This window comes from Comamonas halotolerans, assembly GCF_030162935.1.
In the GTDB taxonomy this organism is placed as follows: domain Bacteria; phylum Pseudomonadota; class Gammaproteobacteria; order Burkholderiales; family Burkholderiaceae_C; genus Comamonas; species Comamonas halotolerans.
The window spans coordinates 139,168-161,094 of record NZ_JASAUZ010000001.1 but is presented as its reverse complement, the minus strand read 5'-3'; the positions used below and the strand labels follow the sequence as shown (position 1 = coordinate 161,094).

Genomic DNA, 21,927 nt, shown 5'->3' with positions numbered 1-21,927 from the left:
ACAGTGTGCGGGACCCGAGGTCTGGGGCAGTATAGGAGGAGGAGGCTTTGGGCAGCGTTGTACTTGCTGGGGTAGATTTGATGATTGCTTGATATTGATCGAAGAATGTAGGAGTGCTGGCTTTGCTCTGCGGTCTCAATTAGCCGATTCCCACACCCAGGCGGTGCGGCAGCACTTCTTGCAGGATGGTGGTGGAGATCTCTTCGATGGATTTGGTGGTGGTGGATAGCCAACTGACGCCAGCGCGTCGCATCATGGCCTCGGCTTCATGCACTTCTGCGCGGCAGTTTTCGAGGCTGGCGTAACGCGAGTTGGGGCGGCGTTCATTGCGAATGCTCGACAGTCGGACGGGATCAATCGTCAGACCAAACATCTTTTTACGCACAGGCTCAAGTGCAGGTGGAAGTTTCCTGCGCTCAAAATCTTCAGGAATCAAGGGGTAATTTGCCACTTTCAGGCCAAATTGCATGGCCAGATAAAGGCTGGTGGGTGTCTTGCCAGAGCGGCTCACACCGACCAGCACGACATCGGCACCCGTCAGATCATGGTTGGTTTGGCCATCGTCATGGGCCAATGTGTAATTGATGGCTTCCATGCGATCCAGGTATTCCTTGCTCTGGCTGATATCGCTGAAGCGCCCCACCCGGTGCTGGCTCTTGAGCCCCAACTCGTCTTCCAGGGGCTGCACAAAAGTGCTGAACATATCCATGAGCAAGCCTTTGCATTGCTCATTGATCACCTTCACCACCTCTTGATTGACCAATGTGCTGAAAATAATGGGTTTCTTGCCTTCAACTTCCCCTGTGTGGTTGATTTGACGTACGGCTTGGTGGGCCTTGTCCACCGTATCCACGAAGGGGATGCGCACGATGCGGGGTTTGATATCGAACTGCCTCATCAATGCTGTACCAAAGGTCTCAGCAGTGATACCAGTGCCATCAGAAATAACGTATACGGTGCGCGAGTGCATGGGCAATAAAATTCTATTCAAGTCAAACACCCGAGCTTGCAACCAGATTGCCAAGCCGGGACTAGAATGGCGCCCATTATTCCCAATTTCTCTCGCGTGCAGGGTGATGACCGACAACCAGAACATCCAAGTTGTTGTTGCCAAGCATGTGGGAACTACCAGTGGGCTTGCTGATTGAGCAGGCGACTGGGACATGACCGGTTATTTAACTTTGGAGCCTTCCCATGTCTAACCGTTTCGAAGCGACCGCTTTGGTCGTGCCTTTCGAAAACTTGCGTATGAGCGACGTTGAGGTCGTTGGCGGTAAAAACGCCTCCCTCGGCGAAATGATTTCCCAGCTGCCACAAGGTGTGCGCGTGCCTACGGGCTTTGCCACTACCGCCCACGCTTTCCGCGAATTCCTGGCCTTTGAAGGCCTGGCCGACAAGATTTCTGCCAAGCTCAAGGCTTTGGATGTGGACGATGTGCGTGCATTGGCCACTGTTGGTGCTGAAATTCGTGCCATGGTGGAAGCACAACCTTTTCCTGCAGATCTGGAAAAAGCCATCCGCGAAGCCTTTGTGACTTTGCAAGGCGGCAACGAAGCCGCCTCTTTTGCTGTGCGCTCGTCGGCAACTGCCGAAGATCTGCCTGATGCATCGTTCGCGGGTCAGCAAGAAACCTTCCTGAACGTGGTCGGTATTGAAGACGTGCTGCACAAGATGAAGGAAGTGTTCGCTTCCTTGTACAACGACCGTGCCATTTCCTACCGCGTGCACAAGGGTTTTGAGCATGACGTGGTGGCGCTGTCCGCTGGTGTGCAGCGCATGGTGCGCTCCGATCTGGGCGCAGCCGGTGTGATGTTCACCATTGATACAGAGTCTGGTTTTGAAGATGTGGTGTTCATCACTTCCAGCTACGGCCTCGGTGAAACTGTGGTGCAAGGCGCTGTGAACCCTGACGAGTTCTACGTGCACAAGCCCATGCTGAAGGCAGGCAAGAGTGCGCTGATTCGCCGCAACCTGGGCTCCAAGCTGATCCAGATGGTGTTTTCCACGCCTGAAGAGAAGGCTGCGTCGGGCAAGCTGGTCAAGACTACCGATGTGGCACCTGAGCTGCGCAATCGTTACTCCCTGACCGATGCCGACGTGCAAGAACTGGCCAAGTATGCGCTGGTGATCGAGCAACACTATGGTCGTCCCATGGACATCGAGTGGGGCAAGGACGGCACCGATGGTCATCTGTACATCCTGCAAGCGCGTCCTGAAACAGTGAAGAGCCAGTCCAAGGGACAGGCCGAGCTGCGCTACAAGCTCAAGGGCACAGGCAATGTGCTGGCCGAAGGCCGCGCGATTGGTCAGAAGATTGGTACCGGCCCTGTGCGTCTGGTATCCGATATCTCGCAGATGGACCAGGTGCAAGCCGGTGATGTGTTGGTGACCGACATGACTGACCCCAATTGGGAACCCGTCATGAAAAAGGCCTCTGCCATTGTGACCAACCGAGGTGGCCGCACCTGCCACGCTGCGATCATCGCGCGTGAGCTGGGTATTCCTGCCGTGGTGGGCTGCGGTGACGCGACAGCACGCCTGAAGGATGGCACTTTGGTGACCGTGTCCTGCGCTGAAGGCGATACCGGCAAGATCTATGACGGCATGATTGAAACCGAAGTGACAGAAGTCACCCGCGGTGAAATGCCCGAGATCAAGACCAAGATCATGATGAACGTGGGTAACCCCCAGCTGGCGTTTGACTTTGCCCAGTTGCCCAATGAAGGCGTGGGTCTGGCGCGTCTGGAATTCATCATCAACAACAACATCGGCGTTCACCCCAAGGCCATCCTGGACTACCCCGCTGTTGATCCTGACCTGAAGAAGGCTGTGGAATCTGTGGCCCGCGGCCATGCTTCCCCACGTGCTTTCTACGTGGACAAGGTGGCGGAAGGTGTGGCAACAATTGCCGCTGCTTTCTGGCCCAAGCCCGTGATCGTGCGTATGTCGGACTTCAAGTCCAACGAATACCGCAAGCTGATTGGTGGCAGCCGCTACGAACCCGAGGAAGAGAACCCCATGCTGGGCTTCCGCGGTGCCGCGCGCTATATCTCCGAAGACTTCGGTGAAGCCTTCAAGATGGAATGCGAAGCCCTGCGCCGCGTGCGTGAAGACATGGGTCTGACCAACGTGCAGATCATGATTCCTTTCGTGCGTACCCTGAAGCAGGCCGAGCGCGTGACCACCATGCTGGGCGAAAATGGTCTCAAGCGCGGCGAGAACGAGTTGAAGCTGATCATGATGTGTGAAGTTCCTTCCAACGCCATCCTGGCCGAAGAGTTCCTGGAGTACTTCGATGGCTTCTCCATCGGCTCCAATGACTTGACACAGCTGACGCTGGGTCTTGACCGTGACTCCGGTCTGGAGTTGCTGGCTGCCGACTTCGACGAGCGCGACCCTGCCGTGAAGAAGATGCTGGAGCGCGCCATCGAGGCGTGCCTGAAGCAAGGCAAGTACGTTGGTATCTGTGGCCAAGGCCCTTCCGACCACCCTGACTTTGCCAAGTGGTTGTCAGACAAGGGCATTGTGTCGATCTCGCTGAACCCTGACACTGTGATTGATACTTGGCAGAATCTGGCCAGCTAATCTGATGAAAGGCCTGTGATGCAGTTTTCTGAAAACGATGTGCATGACGGGCCTCAGTCCAATGTGCCAAGCGGGAGGCAGATGCCACCTGACTGGCACGATACGCACCACCTTTGGCTCAAGGCAGTATTGCTGGCGGTCTGGGTGGTGTTTTCTTTTGGTGTATGTTTTTTTGCACGCGATTTGCAAGCCTGGGTGCAAGGCTGGCAACTGGGCTATTGGATGGCTGCCCAAGGGGCAGTCCTGATGTTCATGCTGATCGTGCTGGTTTACTGTGTGGTGATGGATATGTTTGAGCGCTCCGCCTAGTGTGAGCGCGTTTACTTCCCGCCACCCATGCCCATTCCTTCTGGCGCAAGCAGCGCTTCCCATACACGCATGCGCGCCTATCACTGGCGCATCCACCGCATGGTGGGTTTGTACTGCCTGTGCGTGCTGGGTTTCCTGTTGTTGATGACCTGGGCAGAGCGGCAGGGCCTTTCACGCCACTGGATTGGCCCCATTTTCTTGTTTGTGCCAGTGATGCTTTATGCCGTCATCGGAGTGTGGGGTCGCACCAGTGATGCTGACGAGTATTACGTGGCTGGTCGGCGTATTCCGTCCATGTACAACGGCATGGCTGCAGCAGCAGACTGGATGAGTGCTGCTTCCTTCATCAGTCTGTCTGGGGCTTTGTATTTACAGGGTTTTGGTGGCAGCAGCGGTCAGCCAGGCGGCTTGGCGTATTTACTTGGCTGGACGGGCGGCTTTTGCCTGGTGGCCATGTTGGTTGCGCCGCATTTGCGCGCCATGAATCTGTACACCTTGCCAGATTTTTTCCAGGCGCGATTTGGTGGGCACTGGCCGCGGATCATTGCGGCTTTGGCTTCGGTGGTGTGTTCGTTTACCTATGTGGTGGCACAGATCTATGGAGTGGGGCTGATTGCCTCCCGTCTGACGGGGGTGCAGTTCGAGATTGGCATCATGCTCGGGCTGGGGGGCGTGTTGCTGTGCTCCTTTTTGGGGGGGATGCGTGCGGTGACCTGGACACAGGTAGCGCAGTATGTGGTCATCTTGCTGGCATTCCTGATTCCAGTTTCCTGGTTGGCCTACAAGCAGCTGGGTAATCCTGTAGCTGCTGTGGCCTACGCCAGTCAGCTGCAAAAAATTGCAGAGCTGGAAGAGCAACTGCTTGCGTCACCGCAGGAGCTGTCAGTGCGGCAGACTTATAGCGAGCGTGCAGATGTGCTGGAAGCGAAACTGCAGGATGTGCCTTTGGCTCTGGAGCGTGATCGTTTGGCGCTTCACGAGCGTTTGCGCTATCTGCGCTCCAGCAATGGGGATGTGGGCCAGATTGCTGCCATCAGCCGTGAATATGCCAACTTGCCACGCAGCCCTGTAGTGGCAGAGCAGCAGTGGCGTCAACAATTGCAGGATTTCCGTGAGCGGGCACGTCCTTTATCAGGCTTGCCAAGGCATAGCCAGCCATTTGGTGGAGAACCGGACGGTTCAGAGTCGGAGCGTCAGCAGTTCAATGATGAGCGCAACAACTTTCTGGCATTGATGTTCTGTCTGATGGTGGGCACAGCGGGGTTGCCGCATTTACTCACCCGCTACTACACGGTGCCTTCGGTATCTGGTGCGCGTACTTCGGTGGCCTGGACTTTGTTTTTCATCTCTGTGCTCTATCTCACTGCTCCTGCGTTGGCTGCGCTGATCAAGCTGGAAGTCATGAACAATCTGGTGGGAGTGCGCTTTGACGAACTACCAACCTGGATTGCCCAGTGGGCGCGGGTGGATGCGTCTTTGCTGTCTGTGGAAGATGTGAACCGTGACGGCATTTTGCAGTTTGGCGAGCTGCGGCTTGGCGCAGACTTAATCATGCTGGCAACACCTGAAATTGGTGGTTTGCCTTATGTGATTGCGGGTCTGGTGGCTGCCGGTGGGTTGGCGGCAGCATTGTCAACAGCCGATGGTTTGCTGCTCACCATCAGCAATGCCTTGGTGCGTGATTTGTATTTCCAAAAATGGCCAGGCAAAGCTTCTCCCGAGCAGCGCGTAATTTTGTCCAAGTTTGTGCTGATGGCGGTGGCATTGGGCGCGGCGTGGGTTGCGGGACAGCGTCCGTCAGACATTCTGCCCATGGTGGCTGCATCGTTCTCATTGGCTGCATCCGCCTTTGTGCCCGCCATGGTGCTGGGTATTTTCTGGCGTGGTGTGACGCGTACAGGCGCTGTTGCAGGCATGCTGGCAGGCTTGGGTATTACTGCGTATTACATGCTCTCGCATAGCCAATGGGTGCAGCACTGGTCACCCCAGTGGTTGCTTGCAGATGGATTGTGGTGGGGGCTGCAACCAATTTCTGCGGGTGTGTTTGGTGTATTGCTGGGGCTGTTGGTGACCGTATCAGTGAGTGTGATGAGCTCGCATGCGCATCCTGATAAATAGCCAATCGCTGTTGCATGTGCAATAAAAAACGGCCTGTCTCAGACAGGCCGTTCAGATTGAAAAGAGGGAAGACAGGCGATCAGACTGCCAGCAACTCCACATCGAACTTCAGCGTTGCGTTTGGTGGAATCACTCCCCCGGCGCCACGTGCGCCATAGCCCATTTCTGGGGGAATGATCAGGGTGCGCTTGCCGCCCACCTTCATGCCTTGCACGCCCTGGTCCCAGCCGCGGATCACCATGCCGGCGCCCAGTTGGAAGACGAAAGGATCGTTGCGGTCCTTGCTGGAGTCAAACTTGGCACCTTGCTCGCCATCTTTGTACAGCCAGCCGGTGTAGTGCACAGTGACGCGCTTGCCACGGGTGGCTTCAGCGCCATCACCCACTACAGTGTCTTCGATTTGCAAAACCGGAGCAGCCTTGGTCGACAGCAGCTCAACTTCAAACTTCAGTGTGGCATGAGGAGGAATCACGCCACCAGCGCCATTGGCACCGTAGCCCAGCTCTGCGGGGATGATCAGGATGCGCTTGCCGCCCACCTTCATGCCTTGCACGCCTTCATCCCAGCCACGGATGACCATGCCTTGGTCCAGCGAGAATTCAAAGGGGTCGCGACGGTCTTTGCTGGAGTCGAACTTGTCACCTTGCTGGCCGTTCTGGTAGAGCCAGCCGGTGTAGTGCACCTTGACGTCAGCGCCACTGTTTGCTTCGGCGCCTGTGCCGACAACAACATCTTCGTATTGCAGGCCAGAGGCAGTGGTGGTCAGTGCCATGGAAAAAATCCTTGTAGGGAAAATGCAGGAAAAACAAAAGGCACCGGCGAAGCCAAGCTCGGGTGCCTGTTACGTGTGCCGCAGCGGGCAGGGTGTAGATTACTTCTTCGGGCGGGCTGCTGCCCAACGTGTGGCAAAAGCCTGTAGATCGCTTAGGCGCTTGAGCAGGTCCTGCCCCGAAGGAGTGACGGTGTAGCCATCATTGCCATGCTCCATCAAACCTTCCTCGCGCAGTTCTTTGATGCGGGTGTTGAGCGTGTTGGGGGTGATGCCTCCCACGCTGTCTTGCAGCAATCGGAAGGTTTGAGGGTGTCCATCACGCAGTGCCCACAGCACGCGCAGTGCATAGCGGCGCTCAAGTTTTTCGAGCAACTGATTAATAGCAGCATTTTCCTTAGAACTCATGGACGCTTCTCCTTGCGCTGAGATGGGGTATGGATGCAGAGCAATGCAATGCACACCGTTCCAAGTCGGTTTGACTATAGCTTTGAATCTTGTCTGCTACAAGTTTAGTAGCTCGTCTTGAAGAATCGCTAGGCTTCAAAGCGCAAAAAACGTTAAAAATCGGCTTTTGTTGTAGCGCTGCCACGATCCATGGTGCGCGCACTCACCTTCGGGGATGGCCGGATTGCCGAAAACCTCGGGAAGCATGCTCTGATGACTTTCTAGAATCCTTGCATTACAGGGGAAACCCTTGGCTGCACTGAAATGCAGCCGTTTGCAAATTTTTTACCATGACCGACAACGCTTTGCCCGACCTACCTATCTCAAGTTCTCCAACCAGCTCCACCAAGCGACTCCCTCTGCAGGGCATCCGGGTGGTGGAATTCAGCCATATGGTGATGGGGCCTGCATGTGGCATGGTGCTGGCTGACTTGGGGGCGGAAGTGATCAAGGTGGAACCTGTTGCAGGGGATCTCACGCGCAACTTGCTGGGGGCAGGCGCAGGCTTTTTCCCCATGTTCAACCGCAACAAGAAAAGTGTGGCGATGGATCTGCGTCAGGCTGAAGGCTTGCAGGCGGCAATTCGCTTGGCATCCACTGCTGATGTGGTGCTGCAGAACTTCAAACCCGGGGTGATGAAAAAGTACGGCCTGGACTATGCGAACCTTTCCAGGCTCAATCCCGGTCTAATCTACGTGAATCATTCCGGCTTTCTGCCCGGCCCTTATGAGCATCGCACAGCCTTGGATGAGGTGGTGCAGATGATGGGGGGGCTGGCGTATATGACTGGACGTCCGGGTGATCCGTTACGTGCAGGCAGCAGTGTGAATGACATCATGGGCGGTATGTTTGGTGCAATCGGTGCGTTGGCCGCACTGATGCAGCGCAATCAGACGGGCCTGGGCCAAGAGATTGATTCCGCACTCTTCGAGAACAATGTGTTTCTTGTGGGGCAGCACATGATGCAGTATGCGGTGACGGGGCAGGCTGCAGCCCCGATGCCCGAGCGGATTTCCTCCTGGGGTCTGTACGACGTGTTCAACGTCAAGGATGAGGAGCAAATATTCCTGGCAGCCGTGAGCGATGCGCAGTGGCGCACCTTCTGTACGGCGATGGGGTTTGACGATATGGCCGCAGACCCTGCGCTGCAAACCAATAATGATCGGGTGCGTGCCCGCGGCACCATGTTGCCAGAGCTGCGCCGTCGTTTGGCGAACTTCAGTGCAGCCCATCTTGCTCAGGTGTTTGAAGCGCACCAGCTTCCTTTTGCACCCATTTCGCGGCCAGAGCAGCTTTTTGATGATCCTCACCTGCAAGCCACAGGAGGCTTGGTGGATGTGGTGCTGAGTGATGGAGAGCGTGCCGGTGAAACCGCGAAAACCACGCTGTTGCCAATTCGAATGGGTGGTGAGCGCCTGGGAGTTCGCAGCAATCCTCCGAAAGCTGGTGAGCACACCCGGGAGTTGTTGCAGTCGCTGGGTTATGAGCAGGCTGAGATTGATGCGTTGCTGCAAACGAAGGCTATTGCTTGAATTGCTGCGTGCATTTGGCTGAGATCCAAAGCCGCTTTCGCTCAACCTACAAGTAAACAAAAGACTGCATAAAAAAAGGAGACCTTCAGGTCTCCTTTTTTATGGCTGTCGATGCCTGCTGCAGTGAACAGGCCGTAGACGTTACAGCGAATCAATAAAGCTGCGCAGCTTGTCCGAGCGACTGGGGTGCTTGAGCTTGCGCAGCGCCTTGGCTTCTATTTGGCGAATGCGTTCACGTGTCACGTCAAACTGCTTGCCCACTTCTTCCAGAGTGTGGTCGGTGGACATTTCGATACCAAAGCGCATGCGCAGTACCTTGGCTTCGCGTGGAGTCAGGCCATCCAGGATGTCCTTGACCACATCGCGCAGACCAGCCTGCATCGCGGCCTCGATAGGCGCTGTGTTGGCCGAGTCTTCGATGAAGTCGCCCAGGTGGCTGTCGTCATCATCACCGATGGGTGTTTCCATCGAGATGGGTTCCTTGGCGATCTTCATGATCTTGCGGATCTTGTCCTCCGGAATCTCCATCTTCTCGGCCAGGATGGATGCATCAGGCTCAAAACCAAACTCCTGCAAGTGCTGGCGCGAGATGCGATTCATCTTGTTGATGGTTTCGATCATGTGCACAGGGATGCGGATTGTGCGGGCCTGATCCGCAATAGAGCGGGTAATGGCCTGACGGATCCACCATGTGGCATAGGTCGAGAATTTGTAGCCACGACGGTATTCAAACTTGTCCACGGCCTTCATCAAGCCGATGTTGCCTTCCTGGATCAAGTCCAGGAACTGTAGGCCACGATTGGTGTACTTTTTGGCAATCGAGATCACCAGACGCAAGTTTGCCTCGATCATCTCCTTCTTGGCGAAGCGGCTGTTGCGTTCGCCTTCGTTCATGCGCTTGTTGATGCTCTTGAGCTCTTCCAGCGGCACAACCACGCGGGCTTGCAGATCGATCAGGTTTTGCTGCAGCTCTTGCACGGGAGGGATATTGCGCGACAGCACATTGCTCCAGGGATGGCCACCGGCAGCTTGCTCTTCCACCCACTTCAAATTCAGCAGATTGGGAGGGAAGCTGGCGATGAACTTCTCTTGAGGCATGCGGCACTTGTCCACGATGATCTTGCGCAGCTCTCGTTCTTTCTTGCGTACATCGTCCACTTGCGCACGGACCAGATCGCACAGCTTTTCAATGGTCTTGGCGGTAAAGCGGATGGTCATCAACTCTTCGGTGATGGCCTTTTGTACCTTGTTGTAGTTGGCAGAGCCCCAGCCTTCCTTGTCGTAGGCTTTGCGCAGTTTGTCGAAGTTGTCGGCAATCTTGTCAAAACGTGCCAACGCTTCGTTCTTGAGCTCTTCCAGGCGACGTGTCATGGCTTTGGAGCCACCCTTGCCGTCGTCATCATCTTCTTCGTCGTACTCGTCGAAGTCTTCCTCGGCCACGTAGTCATCGTTTTCATCGGCATTCACAAAGCCGTCCACGATGGTGGAGATGACCACTTTGCCTTCACGAATTTCGGCGGCCATACCCAGCACTTCAGCGATCGTGGCTGGGGAAGCCGAGATGGCTTCCATCATGTCCATCAAGCCGCCTTCGATGCGCTTGGCAATTTCAATTTCGCCTTCACGGGTCAACAGTTCGACCGTGCCCATTTCGCGCATGTACATGCGCACGGGATCGGTGGTGCGACCGAATTCCGAATCCACGGTCGACAGAGCTGCTTCAGCTTCTTCTTCGGCTTCTTCTTCAGTGGTGGCAGATTGACCGGTATTGTTCAGCAGCAGGGTTTCTGCATCCGGGGTCTGTTCATACACTGCCACGCCCATGTCGTTCAACATGGAAACAACGACTTCCAGTGTTTCAGCGTCTACCAGCTTATCGGGCAGGTGGTCGTTGATTTCCGCATGGGTCAGGTAGCCACGAGTCTTGCCCAGCTTGATCAGCATCTTCAGACGCTGGCGTCGGGTGTTCAACTCGTCTTCAGTCAGAACAGTTTCATCCAGACCAAATTCTTTCATCAAGGCGCGCTCTTTCGCCTTGCTGATCTTCATGCGCAGAGGTTTGGCCTTTTCGGTCGTTGTGGTCTCAGACGCTTCAGCTTCTGGTTCCGCTTCGGCTTCCAGTTCCAAGTCGGCATCAAAATCGCCCAGATCCTCATCGTCACCAGACTCTTCCTTGGCCTTGGGCTTGCGGCCACGCTTGGCAGGAGCCTTGGCAGTGTCTGCAGCCTTTGCGGCTTTGGCAGGGGCCTTTTTGGCGGCAGGAGCCTTGGCTTCCGCAGCGTCTTTCTTGGGCGCGGCGGCCTTCTTGGCTGCGGGCTTTTTGGCTACCGGAGCATCATCAGCGTCGGCCTTCTTTTTGCCGCGTTTTGGGGCGGATTCAGCCAGCAGCGCATCGGCCATGGCTTTGAGTTCAGCTTGGGACAAAGTCGCCATATCAGAATCTTTCTTGGAAGCGGCTGCCTTTTTGGCAGCGGTCTTCTTCACGGCTGTTGCCGACGCAGCTTTGGCGCTGGCAGCAGCAGTGGGTTTGGAAGTTTTGGGCTTCGCGGTAGCGTCGGGCGCCTGCTTAGACTTCGCGGACTTTGAAACGGGCATGGAAACCTCTTGGTCAAAAGCGAACACACAAAGGGGAAAACGCAAGCGCCGCCTAACCCGGCGCGTCAACGTGCCATAGGCACGTGCGGGAGCGAACAGCTCCCTGGGCAAGATGTCTGGGCGATCATTTGGTGTGCAGTCCTTGCGGATATTGGGCTAGCAATTGCTGCTAAACACGTGATTCCATCACGGTGCCCGGGCCGGAGGTGCTGCTGTCGCTCTTGCCGAAGAGTTCTTTAATTATATCCTTTGTTGGAAATTGCAAGAGGTAAACGTGTTTTTTTCGTAAATATTTTCAGACCTCTATAAGTCATTGATATGTCGGTACTTTTTTGATTTTGCTACTAAAAAAATAGCTTGAATTCAATAATATTCCTAAGTATTCAGCATATCTGTGTTCGAAAGCATTGAGTTCACTGAAGTTGTAGCTCTTCTTTCAATGATCAGTTGCCGGGGCCGGAAGAGGCTGAAAGCAGTCGGTTGCGCCGCTTGATCAAGGCCTGATACTGCACTTTGGCACCACTATCGAGCGGATTGGCCATATAGGCCTTGAGCGCCTCGGTGGCTAATGCACCAATGCGTTCGGCCAGCATGGGGGCCAGGATGTTGCGAAGCTCCTGGAACTGCTCTTCCTCTTCACCTTCAAGATGGCCGTGCGGGCCACTCATGAGTTGCAAGGCAAGAGCACCATGGGGTGTATCGGCAATGCGATCCTTCAGCACAGCCCAGGCCTGGGGGCCGTGCTCCTGAAACTGGCTCTCAATCCAGGCAAACAGTGGACCGTGAGGGGCTGGCTGATGTACCAGGGTGTCCAGGTCATCGTTATCCAAACGCTCCATGAACTTCATCTGCGACAGCAGAATTCGTGTAGCCTGATCGGGCGCCGTAGAAGGTGCAACGCGTGGGCCGCCAGGCATCGGAGTGCGTTGCTCTTTGTTGCGGCTGAATTTGTTGCCGCCACGCTTCCACTCGCCTCGGGGGCTGTTATTGCTCCAGCGTTCCGAATACGGTGCGTGACTGCCGCTGGGCGCGAACTCATGCACCCAATCAGGGGCAACTGGCTCGTTGCTGGTTGGCCCCTTGTCGTAGCTGGATGTCTGCGCTGGCTTGTTGCCACCGCGTTGAAAACGCTTTTCCTGTGCTTCAGCTTGCGCCCAGAGATCGGACAACTCGCGTGTGTCAATCTGGATTTTTTGCGCCAGTTCACCCAGGACAAGGCGCTTGAAGGCACCGTCGGGCAATAAATTCCACAGTGGACGGGCCTGGCTGGACAGCTTGGCGCGACCTTGTGCCTGGCCCAGATCGCATTCGGCGCTGGCGGCTTCAATCAGGAATTGGTTGAGCGGCAAGGCGTTGGAGACCTGGCGAGCAAAAGCATCGCTGCCATGTTCGCGGATGAAGCTGTCTGGATCGTGCTCAGCAGGCAAGAACAGAAATTTGATGCTGCGTGTGTCACTGGCGTAAGGCAAAGCTGCTTCCAGGGCCTTGTGAGCAGCACGGCGGCCCGCGCTGTCACCGTCAAAACTGAAAACCACAGAATCAGTGAATCGGAACAGTTTTTGCACGTGGTCACTGGTGCATGCAGTCCCTAAAGTGGCCACGGCGTTGGGAAAACCTAGCTGTGCCAAGGCCACCACATCCATATAGCCTTCTGTGACCAGCGCATAGCCCATGCTGCGCAGGGCGTCACGGGCTTCGAACAGGCCGTAGAGTTCCCGCCCTTTGTGGAACAAAGGTGTCTCGGGAGAATTCAGGTATTTGGGCTTTTCATCACCCAGTACGCGTCCACCAAAACCGATGCACAGGCCCTTGACGTCGCGGATTGGAAACATGATGCGATCGCGAAACCGGTCATATCGCTTGTCGTCCTCTCCAACGATGACCAAACCTGACTCGTGCAATTGCGGGTCATCGTATTCGGGAAAAACGCTGGCCAGACTTCGCCAGCCTGCAGACGCATAGCCGAGACCATATTTGCTGGAGATGGCCCCCGATACACCACGTTGTTTGAGGTACTGAACCGCGTGCGGTGTGTCCTTGAGATGCTTGCGGTAGGCGTCGCCTGCACGTTCCAGTACATCATTGAGCGTGGCCTGCTTGAGCTTGGCGGCGGCCTGGCGCTCACGTTCATGTGGGCTGATGTCTTCCTGAGGGACGACCATGCCAACCTGACCAGCCAGATCATTAACGGCCTCCACAAAACCCATGCCAGCGTGCTCCATCAGAAAGCTGATGGCATTGCCATTCTTGCCACAGCCAAAGCAGTGATAGAACTGTTTGGCAGGACTGACGCTGAAGGACGGGGATTTCTCGCCGTGGAAGGGGCACAGGCCCATGAAGTTGGCGCCGCCCTTTTTGAGCTGGACATAGCGGCCTACCACGTCAACGACATCAACGCGGGCGAGCAGCTCTTGGATAAAGGATTGAGGAATGGACACGGCTGTTATTTTCTTCGCTTTCGCAAGCCCGTGAAGTGCGTCATTTAAACCGCATAGTGAAAAGTAAAAAAGCCTGCAAGCGAAGCTGGCAGGCTGTAAGAGGGAAAGGAAAGTCTAACGGCTTAGTGCAGCATCAACGCGCCAGCACTCTTGCTCTTGCCGGCACGGGCAGGCGGGGTGCACAGGCCGCACTCGTAATGGCGTGCGTTCTCATAGAGCTCTGTGACGAACATGCCGCCACACTTGCTGCACTTGGTGCGCGTCAGCATATTTGCGTCCACAAACTTTACCAAGCGCCAGGCACGGGTGAATGACAGCAGGCAATCGAGCTGTGAGGCTGTGACCTGCTCTGTGTAGAGACGGTAGGCTTTGGTCAGAATCTCGACGGAATCGGCATCAACGCCCTTGGACAGGTATTCATAGATGTTCAGAAACAGCGAGCTGTGGATGTTCTCTTGCCAGGTAAGAAACCAGTCTGTTGAGAAAGGCAACTGACCCTTGGAAGGAGATTTGCCAGCAATTTCTTTGTACAGGCGAATCAATCGTTCGTAAGAGAGGGTGGTCTCCGACTCCAGAACTTGCATGCGTGCGCCCATTTCGATGAGCATGGCGGCACGTTCGATTTGCTTGGATTCGTTCAGAACGCTCTTGGTTGCAGCGGTAGCCATGAAGAACTCCGTGTAGTGACTAAAGTCGTTGTGGGCTTAGAGGACTTCGGATACGCGGCTGGCCATCAAAATGTTGGCGTGCAGCGTGTTGGTGGCTTCGTTGCCGATCTTGTTGCTGCTGTGATTGGTCAGCAGGTTCCAGACCAAGTCATCATCCACACGGAAGCTGCACAGCATGGTGTTGCGTGAGGCGATTTTCAACACTTGTGCTGCGGAAAGAGTGCCCAGAATGTCGCACGCTTCTTCACTCAGACCCAGACGAAAAATGGCTTCGGCCTTGTCTTTGCGAATCAGTGTTTGTGCCAGCATCAAGTAGGTGAGGTTGGCTTCACGGATCTCGGCTAGCAATTGTTCGTCATTCATGATTCATCCTTTCCAAATTGACGCTTGGAGCGATGGCTCCTGAGCGTGTCGCTATTGCTTGAAATCAAACTGCGATCTGATGTGATGGGATGAATTGTGAAATAGTGAAAAAAGAAAGTTGAGTCGGGGCACGCCGGTGCAGCATGTCTCGTCAGCAAGCCTTAGGTGTCAGCCTGACATGGGGGATTTGTAGGTGAAATTCCTACAATGAAGGCTCGCTGTCTGTTAGGTAATTGCAATGGTTGACCATGAGATCACCCACTCTGCGTCTGCCGCGAGCATCACAGTCTGCGCCAGGTTGGGAGTGTTAACTGCTTGGTATTGCTGCAAGCCCAGATAATGCATGAACTCAAGGCGTTCAATGCGTTTGAAAAAGCCGTAAACAGCCCTCTGTTTGGCATGGAAACGATTTTTAACCTTTGGCGACAGGACGTTCCGTTTTGCTGCACCATTCGCTCCAGCTGCCTGCAAACAGCTTGGTAGGTGCATAGCCTGCAATTTCCATTGCAATCAAATTGGGCAAAGCGCTGACGCCACTTCCGCACTGGTGCACCACGGTGCTGGGGTCTCGGCCTTGCAGTAAAGCATCGAATTCAGCGCGCAGCAATTCTTTGGGCTTGAAGCGGCCGTCCAGTGCAATGTTTTCTGCGAATGGGCGATTAAGCGCGCCAGGAATGTGACCAGCTACGGGGTCCAGTGGCTCGACTTCACCTCGGTAGCGCGCAGGCGCACGTGCATCAATCAAAATCTGTTGGTCTGATTCGCTCAGGCGTTGCTCCACTTCAGCGGCAGTGACCAGTTGACGCAGGCTTTCACGGAGTTCGAAATTGGATTGAAAGTGTGAGGGCTCATCACCTTGACTGGTGCTGCCACCGTGGGCTACCCAGGCTTGCAGCCCGCCATCCAAGACGGCTACAGCATCGTGCCCGACCCACTTGAGCATCCACCACAACCGACCGCAAAAGTTGCAGCCTTGGCGGTCGTAAACCACGGCCTGCATGTCATTTCGAAACCCTACAGAAGATAACCATTGTGCAAAGCGCTCACGGCTGGGCAGTGGGTGGCGTCCGCCAGATGCGGGCTTATCGGTCTGTGAGGTGTGCACCTGGCCGTCCTTTCCAGGTGCGCCGTGGCGCGCGCTCAAATGCTGATCAAGGTCAGCGTACACAGCGGCAGGGATATGGGTTTCAGTGAACTGCTGGCGTCCAGCGGCCGGGTTGCTAAGATCAAAACTGCAGTCGAAAACCATAAGGGGCTGCCCACGGCTTTGAAGTGCTTGCAACTGCGCGGGCGAAATCAGTGTGGTGTAGTTCATGTCCATGCAAAAAGAGTTCAATTTGCATGCATTGTGAACTAGGACTTCGTGGGCGCGGGTGCGGAAATGCCGCGTGCCCGGAAGATGGTGGCTGCAATGCCGCTGACCACGATCAGCGTCATTCCCAGCCAGCCTTCCCAGCCTAATGTGTCATTGAAGAGGAACAGGCTGTACATGCCTGCAAACACAATGCCGGAGTACTGCAGATTGGCCACCACCAGCGTGCCACGTGCTGTCTTCGCATTGGCGTAGGCTTTGGTCATACATAATTGTCCGCCTGCGGCAAGCAAGCCAATCGGGATTAGCCAAGCTGCTGCCTGCCATCCGGGCCACTGCGAAAATCCTGTGACAAAGCAAGCCAGCAGACCAGCCAGCGTGCAGCCAAGACCAAAGAAAAAAACGGTGCGTGATTCTGGCTCGCCAATGCGTGACAACGACACGACCTGCATATAGGCCAGCGCTGACAACAAGCCCGATGCCAGTCCAATCAGGGCTGCCTGGGTCTGCTCCTGGGCAAAGCTTGGCTGCAGCATCAGCAGCACGCCAACAAAGCCCATGATGATGGTGAGCAGCAAAGGAATGTTGAGGACTTGTCTGGGGCGTCCGCTTTTAGGGTGTAGCGACCAAAGGGCCGCCGCCAGCAAAAAAGCCGCAATCCAAATGCTGCTCATGTAGTTCAGCGTCATGGCACTGGCCAGTGGCATTTGCGTTATGGCATAGAACCAGCAACCCATGGCGGTGACACCGACCAGGCTGCGCCATGCATGCATCCAGGGATGTTTGGTTTTCAGGGAGATGCCTTGTGACGCAGTCAGCATCCAAAGAACCAGCATGCCAATCAAGCCACGGTAGAAAACTATTTCTGCGGTGTTGAAATAGGATGCTGCATATTTGATGCACACCCCCATGGTGGCAAACAAAAAAGCACCTACCACCATCCATAGCACTTGCATGGTCAGTCGTCCCTGATTGGAATTTTGTTGTCGTTGTAAATAAAAAGAGCTGCCAGTGACGACATGTCGTCACTGGCAGCTCTTGGAGCGTAGCAAAAAAGCTTAGCGCTGGGGTAGATGAAGTCCCATTGTCTGGCGATACCACTCGTGGAAATGTTGCATGCCATCTTCCATCGGACTCTGGTAGGGCCCAACTTCGTTGTCGCCTCGCTCGAAAAGCGCGCGTCGCCCCGCATCCATGCGTTCACCAATTTCGTCGTCTTCGATGGCTGTTTCCATATAGGCAGCTTTTTGCGCAGCAATGAACTCAGGCTCGAAAGCGGCAATTTCTTCAGGGTAGTAGAACTCGACCACATTCATGGTCTTGCTGGGGCTCAGAGGATGGAGGGTGGAAACCGTCAGCACATGGGGATACCACTCCACCATGATGTGGGGATAGTAGGTCAGCCAGATGGCACCGCGTTCGGGCAGTTCGCCATTGCGGTAGTTCAGCAGTACTTCGTGCCACTTTTTGTAAATATCCGAGCCAGGTTTGGCAAAGGTCGGTGCAACTCCCACAGTCTGCACCGAGTACTCTTTGGAAAACTCCCATTGCAAGTCATCGCAGGTGACAAAGTTGCCCAGCCCCGGGTGGAAGGGGCCGACGTGGTAGTCCTCCAGATAAACCTCGATAAAGGTTTTCCAGTTGTAGTTGCACTCGTGCATTTCAACGTGGTGCAGCACCATGCCCTCGAAACTGAGCTGTTCGCGTGGCCCCATGCCGGCCAGATCAGCGGCAATGTCACGGCCGTTGTCTTCGAACAGCATGCCATTCCACTCACGCAATTTGTAATTGTTCAGGTGCAGACAAGGGTCGTGGCTGAAGTGGGGGGCTCCCAGCAATTCACCACTGCTGTTGTAGGTCCAGCGGTGCAGTGGGCAGACGATGTTGCCTCCCGCGTGGCCTTGTCCCTGTGACAGGAGGTTGCCGCGGCCTTTGAGCATGATGGCCTGCCTGTGTCGACAGACGTTGGAGATCAACTCGATTTGCCCCTGGTTGTTGCGAACCAGAGCGCGGCCTTCTTGTTCATGTGGCAGCGCGTAGTAGTCACCAATCTCTGGGACACAGACACTGCTGCCCACATAGCGCGGGCCGTTACGAAAGATGGTTTCCATCTCGCGCTCAAACAGCGCACGATCGAAATAGCTTGAAACTGGTAGTTGGCTTGCGGCCTGCTGCAGCTGAAGACTTAAATCAGACATGGAGGACCTGACCTAAAGACTCCCCACAGGGAGGTGCGGTTTGCACGGTAACAAAGAAAAAACCGGCCATGCCAGCGCATCGAGGACAGGAGCAGATAAAGCTTGTGTCCGTCAATGCAAGAGCGTGTGCCGGTTCGACGGGAATGGGATTGTAAGCGGTGGGGTTATTTCCGCTAGCCACTTATGTGTATTTAATCCAATGCTTGATGGTCGAAAACTGTAAATTTTGCGGCTTCTTGCAAAGTCAAGGCCCCGCGGCTGAGGTCAATGTCTGCACAGCCTAAAATCATCGGTTCCCCAACCCCACGAGCTTCCCCATGCCAAAGGCGAAAACCAAAACAGTCTCAGACATTTCCACACCTCCAGAAAGTTATGAACTGGCTTTGGCGGAGTTGGAAGAGTTGGCTGCAGCTATGGAGTCTGGTCAGTTGCCTCTGGGCGACATGATGAATGGTTACCGTCGTGCTTCTTTCCTTCTGGAGTTCTGCCGCAAGCAGCTAGATACTGTGGAGACACAAATCAAGGCGCTGGACGAAGGTCAGGTCAAGCCATGGTCGCAAGACTGAGTGGGTCGATATGGAATCTCAGATTTTGACTAAGCCACATACTTCTACGTCTTCTACTTCACCGTTTGATTTCAATGCCTGGATGCATGCGCAACTGCAGCATACCGAAGAGGCGCTGTCGCAGTGGGTAGGCGTGAACACGCCAGAAAATCTGGGTGAAGCCATGCGCTATGCAGTTTTGGATGGCGGCAAGCGCCTGCGTCCTTTGCTGGTTCTGGCAGCCGCAGAGTCTGTGCAAGGATTGCCGCATGCGGCATTGCGTGCAGCTTGTGCTGTAGAGCTGATCCATGCGTACTCGCTGGTGCACGACGATATGCCGTGCATGGACAACGATGTGCTCCGCCGTGGCAAGCCCACCGTTCACGTGCAGTTTGGCGAGGCCGGTGCTTTGCTTGGTGGAGATGCTTTGCAGGCGCTTGCGTTTGAGTTGCTGACGCCTTCTGAAGTGGAGGTGCCTGCTTCAGTGCAAGCCAAGCTGTGTCGCATATTGGCTCAGGCGGCAGGCGCGAAGGGCATGGCGGGTGGTCAAGCGATTGATCTGGCCAGTGTTGGCAAAGCCTTGAGCGAAAAAGAGCTGCGTCGCATGCACAGCCTCAAGACAGGGGCCTTGCTGGAAGCAAGTGTCGCCATGGGGGTTGCCTGCGCGTCTGTGCCTGCTGAAATACAGCAAGCTCTGAGTCGTTATGCCGCAGCGCTGGGAATTGCTTTTCAGGTGGTGGATGATGTGTTGGATGTGGTGGCTGATGCTGCAACATTGGGCAAGACACCGGGCAAGGATGCTGCCAACGACAAGCCAACTTTTGTGTCTTTGATGGGGTTGGACGGGGCACGTAGTTATGCCAATGAATTGCTGCAACAGGCTTTGAAGGCGTTGGATGACAGCGGTTTGCCAGATGTGCGTGCTTTGGCTGCGTTGGCTCAGATGGTAGTTTTGCGTTCGCATTGAACGTTCACCACCAATCATCGATTTTTTCCTATTGCTAGGCTTGCCATGGTGAACGCACACTGTTGGCTTTGTGCAAGCTGCAAACACTAATTAGCTAATGACCACGAACGCTTACCCCTTGCTGCAGAAAGTGAACGCGCCCGCTGATCTGCGCACCATGTCGCGCAGTGACCTAAAGGCTCTGTCAGATGAGTTGCGAGCCTATGTGCTGGACAGCGTGTCCAAAACAGGTGGTCACCTGAGCTCCAATCTGGGTACGGTGGAGCTGACAATTGCTTTGCACCATGTTTTCAATACACCCTATGACCGCGTGGTGTGGGATGTGGGCCACCAAACCTATCCGCACAAGATCTTGACTGGGCGCCGTGAGCGCATGCCCACATTGCGCCAGCTTGATGGTATTTCGGGCTTCCCGCTGCGCACGGAAAGTGAATTTGACGCGTTTGGTGCAGGTCACTCTTCCACCAGCATCTCTGCAGCACTGGGGATGGCCATGGCAGCTAAGCGCAAGGGCGAAGAGCGCCGTGCGATTGCCGTGATTGGTGATGGTGCCATGACTGCAGGCATGGCCTTTGAAGCTATGAACAATGCTGGCGTGCTGGACGGTAATTTGCTTGTGATCTTGAACGACAACGACATGAGCATCAGCCCGCCAGTAGGGGCGCTGAACCGCTATTTGGCGCAGCTCATGAGTGGCCAGTTCTACGCTGCAGCGCGCAATGTGGGCAAGAACGTGCTCAAGCAGGTGCCACCGTTGCTGGAGTTGGCCAAGCGCCTGGAGCAGCATGCCAAGGGCATGGTGGTGCCAGCCACCATGTTTGAGAATTTTGGCTTCAACTACATCGGCCCGATTGATGGCCATGATCTGGATTCTCTGATTCCCACGCTGGAGAACATCCGCAGCCTGGAAGGGCCGCAGTTTCTGCACGTGGTTACCAAGAAAGGTCACGGCTACAAGCTCGCGGAGGTAGATCCTGTGACCTATCACGGGCCTGGGAAATTCGATCCTGCCGTGGGTATCGTCAAGTCCAGCAGCCCTTCCAAGCCCACATTCACGCAGGTGTTCGGCAACTGGTTGTGCGATATGGCGGCCCAGGACAAGCGCGTCGTCGGCATTACGCCGGCCATGCGTGAAGGCTCTGGTCTGGTGCAGTTTGAAAAACTCTTCCCGGATCGTTATTACGACGTAGGGATTGCCGAGCAGCATGCGGTGACTTTTGCTGCCGGGATGGCGTGCGAAGGCGTCAAGCCTGTGGTGGCGATTTACTCCACCTTTTTGCAGCGTGCCTATGACCAGTTGATTCACGATGTGGCTTTGCAAAAGCTGCCCATGGTGTTCGCGCTGGATCGTGCCGGCTTGGTGGGTGCTGATGGGGCCACACACGCAGGCGCTTATGACATTGCGTTCGTGCGCTGCATTCCGAATATGAGCATGGCCACACCCGCAGATGAGCGTGAATGTCGTCAATTGCTGACCACTGCCTATGAACAAGATCACCCTGTGTGCGTGCGTTATCCGCGGGGCGCAGGAGTGGGGGTGGAGCCACTGAAGGATCTGTCTACGCTGCCCTTTGGCAAGGGCGAAGTGCGTCGCCAAAGCACGGCTGTTCGGGCCGAAGGCAATGTCGATGCAAGGCCCCGCATTGCTATTTTGGCCTTCGGTACCTTGCTCTATCCGGCTTTGCAAGCTGGTGAAGCGCTGGATGCCACTGTAGCCAATATGCGTTGGGCGAAGCCTTTGGATACCGCGTTGGTGCGCGAACTGGCGGACAGCCATGATGTGTTCGTCACGGTGGAAGAAGGCTGTATTGCTGGGGGGGCAGGTGCGGCAGTCTCTGAGGCGCTGTCGGCAGCAGGCATCACGATACCCGTGCTGCATCTGGGCCTGCCTGACCAGTTCATCGAGCATGGCGACCCAGCCAAGTTGCTTGCTATGCAAGGCCTGGACGCTGCAGGCATGGAGCACTCCATACGACAGCGTTTTCTGAATTCATCGCGTTAAGTCGAAAATGTCAGACAGTGTGGCGCTGTCTGACATTTGGCTGAAGACGGGTAAATCTCAGGGGTTTACCCCCAACAGT

Annotated in this window: 17 protein-coding genes and 1 pseudogene; 7 read left to right on the top strand and 11 right to left on the bottom strand. The window is 55.3% G+C overall.

The window, feature by feature from the left end; genetic code table 11:
- Positions 1–139: 139 nt before the first annotated feature.
- Complete coding sequence (gene ppsR / locus QEP11_RS00730) at positions 140–970, bottom strand: posphoenolpyruvate synthetase regulatory kinase/phosphorylase PpsR (RefSeq protein ID WP_284334637.1); 831 nt, start codon at positions 968–970, stop codon at positions 140–142.
- Positions 971–1,194: 224 nt separating this feature from the next.
- On the opposite strand from ppsR, the gene ppsA reads away from it, so the two are divergent.
- The 3 genes from ppsA to QEP11_RS00715 are packed head-to-tail and all read left to right on the top strand — an operon-like array spanning position 1,195 to position 6,012.
- The gene (gene ppsA / locus QEP11_RS00725; protein WP_284334636.1) at positions 1,195–3,585 is read left to right on the top strand and encodes a phosphoenolpyruvate synthase; all 2,391 of its coding nucleotides are present in this window, start codon (positions 1,195–1,197) and stop codon (positions 3,583–3,585) included.
- 18 nt (positions 3,586–3,603) lie between these two features.
- Entirely contained in the window at positions 3,604–3,894 is a 291-nt protein-coding gene (locus QEP11_RS00720; RefSeq protein ID WP_413788659.1) for a DUF4212 domain-containing protein, read from the top strand.
- 27 nt (positions 3,895–3,921) lie between these two features.
- On the top strand, positions 3,922–6,012 hold the full coding sequence (locus tag QEP11_RS00715; protein ID WP_284334635.1) for a VC_2705 family sodium/solute symporter: 2,091 nt from the start codon (positions 3,922–3,924) through the stop codon (positions 6,010–6,012).
- 79 nt (positions 6,013–6,091) lie between these two features.
- On the opposite strand, the gene QEP11_RS00710 is transcribed toward QEP11_RS00715, so the two are convergent.
- The 3 genes and pseudogenes from QEP11_RS00710 to QEP11_RS00700 all read right to left on the bottom strand — a co-directional run bounded on the left by QEP11_RS00710 (position 6,092) and on the right by QEP11_RS00700 (position 7,189).
- Positions 6,092–6,445 (bottom strand): FKBP-type peptidyl-prolyl cis-trans isomerase, encoded by a 354-nt coding sequence (locus tag QEP11_RS00710; RefSeq protein WP_284335184.1) that lies wholly within the window; start codon positions 6,443–6,445, stop codon positions 6,092–6,094.
- A pseudogene (locus QEP11_RS00705) lies at positions 6,437–6,784 on the bottom strand (FKBP-type peptidyl-prolyl cis-trans isomerase); the annotation flags it as partial. The gene QEP11_RS00710 and the pseudogene QEP11_RS00705, both read right to left, overlap by 9 nt.
- Positions 6,785–6,883: 99 nt before the next feature.
- On the bottom strand, positions 6,884–7,189 hold the full coding sequence (locus tag QEP11_RS00700) for a winged helix-turn-helix transcriptional regulator (RefSeq protein ID WP_284334634.1): 306 nt from the start codon (positions 7,187–7,189) through the stop codon (positions 6,884–6,886).
- A gap of 329 nt (positions 7,190–7,518) precedes the next feature.
- Here QEP11_RS00700 and QEP11_RS00695 point away from each other — a divergent pair, with 329 nt between their 5' ends.
- Positions 7,519–8,760: a CaiB/BaiF CoA transferase family protein gene (locus tag QEP11_RS00695; RefSeq protein WP_284334633.1), complete on the top strand. Its 1,242-nt coding sequence runs from the start codon at positions 7,519–7,521 to the stop codon at positions 8,758–8,760.
- A gap of 141 nt (positions 8,761–8,901) precedes the next feature.
- Here the strand turns inward: QEP11_RS00695 and rpoD are convergent, their stop codons facing one another.
- The 7 genes from rpoD to QEP11_RS00660 form a co-directional block, all read right to left on the bottom strand.
- Positions 8,902–11,355, bottom strand: coding sequence for an RNA polymerase sigma factor RpoD (rpoD, locus tag QEP11_RS00690; protein ID WP_284334632.1), 2,454 nt, complete (start codon positions 11,353–11,355; stop codon positions 8,902–8,904).
- 443 nt (positions 11,356–11,798) lie between these two features.
- Entirely contained in the window at positions 11,799–13,793 is a 1,995-nt protein-coding gene (dnaG, locus tag QEP11_RS00685) for a DNA primase (RefSeq protein ID WP_284334631.1), read from the bottom strand.
- Between the two features lie 122 nt (positions 13,794–13,915).
- Positions 13,916–14,461 (bottom strand): flagellar transcriptional regulator FlhC, encoded by a 546-nt coding sequence (gene flhC / locus QEP11_RS00680; protein WP_284334630.1) that lies wholly within the window; start codon positions 14,459–14,461, stop codon positions 13,916–13,918.
- Positions 14,462–14,497: 36 nt separating this feature from the next.
- Complete coding sequence (gene flhD, locus QEP11_RS00675) at positions 14,498–14,824, bottom strand: flagellar transcriptional regulator FlhD (protein ID WP_284334629.1); 327 nt, start codon at positions 14,822–14,824, stop codon at positions 14,498–14,500.
- 412 nt (positions 14,825–15,236) lie between these two features.
- Positions 15,237–16,139 (bottom strand): sulfurtransferase, encoded by a 903-nt coding sequence (locus QEP11_RS00670; RefSeq protein ID WP_284334628.1) that lies wholly within the window; start codon positions 16,137–16,139, stop codon positions 15,237–15,239.
- 38 nt (positions 16,140–16,177) lie between these two features.
- On the bottom strand, positions 16,178–17,092 hold the full coding sequence (locus QEP11_RS00665) for a DMT family transporter (RefSeq protein ID WP_284334627.1): 915 nt from the start codon (positions 17,090–17,092) through the stop codon (positions 16,178–16,180).
- 102 nt (positions 17,093–17,194) lie between these two features.
- Positions 17,195–18,334 (bottom strand): aromatic ring-hydroxylating oxygenase subunit alpha, encoded by a 1,140-nt coding sequence (locus QEP11_RS00660; protein ID WP_284334626.1) that lies wholly within the window; start codon positions 18,332–18,334, stop codon positions 17,195–17,197.
- A 317-nt stretch (positions 18,335–18,651) separates the two neighbouring features.
- On the opposite strand from QEP11_RS00660, the gene xseB reads away from it, so the two are divergent.
- The 3 genes from xseB to dxs all read left to right on the top strand — a co-directional run bounded on the left by xseB (position 18,652) and on the right by dxs (position 21,848).
- Positions 18,652–18,900, top strand: coding sequence for an exodeoxyribonuclease VII small subunit (xseB, locus tag QEP11_RS00655; RefSeq protein WP_284334625.1), 249 nt, complete (start codon positions 18,652–18,654; stop codon positions 18,898–18,900).
- 82 nt (positions 18,901–18,982) lie between these two features.
- Positions 18,983–19,846 (top strand): polyprenyl synthetase family protein, encoded by an 864-nt coding sequence (locus tag QEP11_RS00650; protein ID WP_284335182.1) that lies wholly within the window; start codon positions 18,983–18,985, stop codon positions 19,844–19,846.
- Between the two features lie 97 nt (positions 19,847–19,943).
- Complete coding sequence (gene dxs / locus QEP11_RS00645; RefSeq protein ID WP_284334624.1) at positions 19,944–21,848, top strand: 1-deoxy-D-xylulose-5-phosphate synthase; 1,905 nt, start codon at positions 19,944–19,946, stop codon at positions 21,846–21,848.
- Positions 21,849–21,927 lie beyond the last annotated feature (79 nt).

What these genes read in the sequence shown, in the direction of transcription:
- ppsA (WP_284334636.1), top strand. Translation starts at nt 1,195, where the DNA reads ATGTCTAACCGTTTCGAAGCGACCGCTTTGGTCGTGCCTTTCGAAAAC.
- ppsR (WP_284334637.1), bottom strand. Translation starts at nt 970, where the DNA reads ATGCACTCGCGCACCGTATACGTTATTTCTGATGGCACTGGTATCACT.
- flhC (WP_284334630.1), bottom strand. Translation starts at nt 14,461, where the DNA reads ATGGCTACCGCTGCAACCAAGAGCGTTCTGAACGAATCCAAGCAAATC.
- xseB (WP_284334625.1), top strand. Translation starts at nt 18,652, where the DNA reads ATGCCAAAGGCGAAAACCAAAACAGTCTCAGACATTTCCACACCTCCA.
- QEP11_RS00660 (WP_284334626.1), bottom strand. Translation starts at nt 18,334, where the DNA reads ATGTCTGATTTAAGTCTTCAGCTGCAGCAGGCCGCAAGCCAACTACCA.
- QEP11_RS00670 (WP_284334628.1), bottom strand. Translation starts at nt 16,139, where the DNA reads ATGAACTACACCACACTGATTTCGCCCGCGCAGTTGCAAGCACTTCAA.
- QEP11_RS00650 (WP_284335182.1), top strand. Translation starts at nt 18,983, where the DNA reads ATGCATGCGCAACTGCAGCATACCGAAGAGGCGCTGTCGCAGTGGGTA.
- rpoD (WP_284334632.1), bottom strand. Translation starts at nt 11,355, where the DNA reads ATGCCCGTTTCAAAGTCCGCGAAGTCTAAGCAGGCGCCCGACGCTACC.
- QEP11_RS00695 (WP_284334633.1), top strand. Translation starts at nt 7,519, where the DNA reads ATGACCGACAACGCTTTGCCCGACCTACCTATCTCAAGTTCTCCAACC.
- dxs (WP_284334624.1), top strand. Translation starts at nt 19,944, where the DNA reads ATGACCACGAACGCTTACCCCTTGCTGCAGAAAGTGAACGCGCCCGCT.
- QEP11_RS00720 (WP_413788659.1), top strand. Translation starts at nt 3,604, where the DNA reads ATGCAGTTTTCTGAAAACGATGTGCATGACGGGCCTCAGTCCAATGTG.
- QEP11_RS00665 (WP_284334627.1), bottom strand. Translation starts at nt 17,092, where the DNA reads ATGCAAGTGCTATGGATGGTGGTAGGTGCTTTTTTGTTTGCCACCATG.
- flhD (WP_284334629.1), bottom strand. Translation starts at nt 14,824, where the DNA reads ATGAATGACGAACAATTGCTAGCCGAGATCCGTGAAGCCAACCTCACC.
- QEP11_RS00715 (WP_284334635.1), top strand. Translation starts at nt 3,922, where the DNA reads ATGCCCATTCCTTCTGGCGCAAGCAGCGCTTCCCATACACGCATGCGC.
- QEP11_RS00700 (WP_284334634.1), bottom strand. Translation starts at nt 7,189, where the DNA reads ATGAGTTCTAAGGAAAATGCTGCTATTAATCAGTTGCTCGAAAAACTT.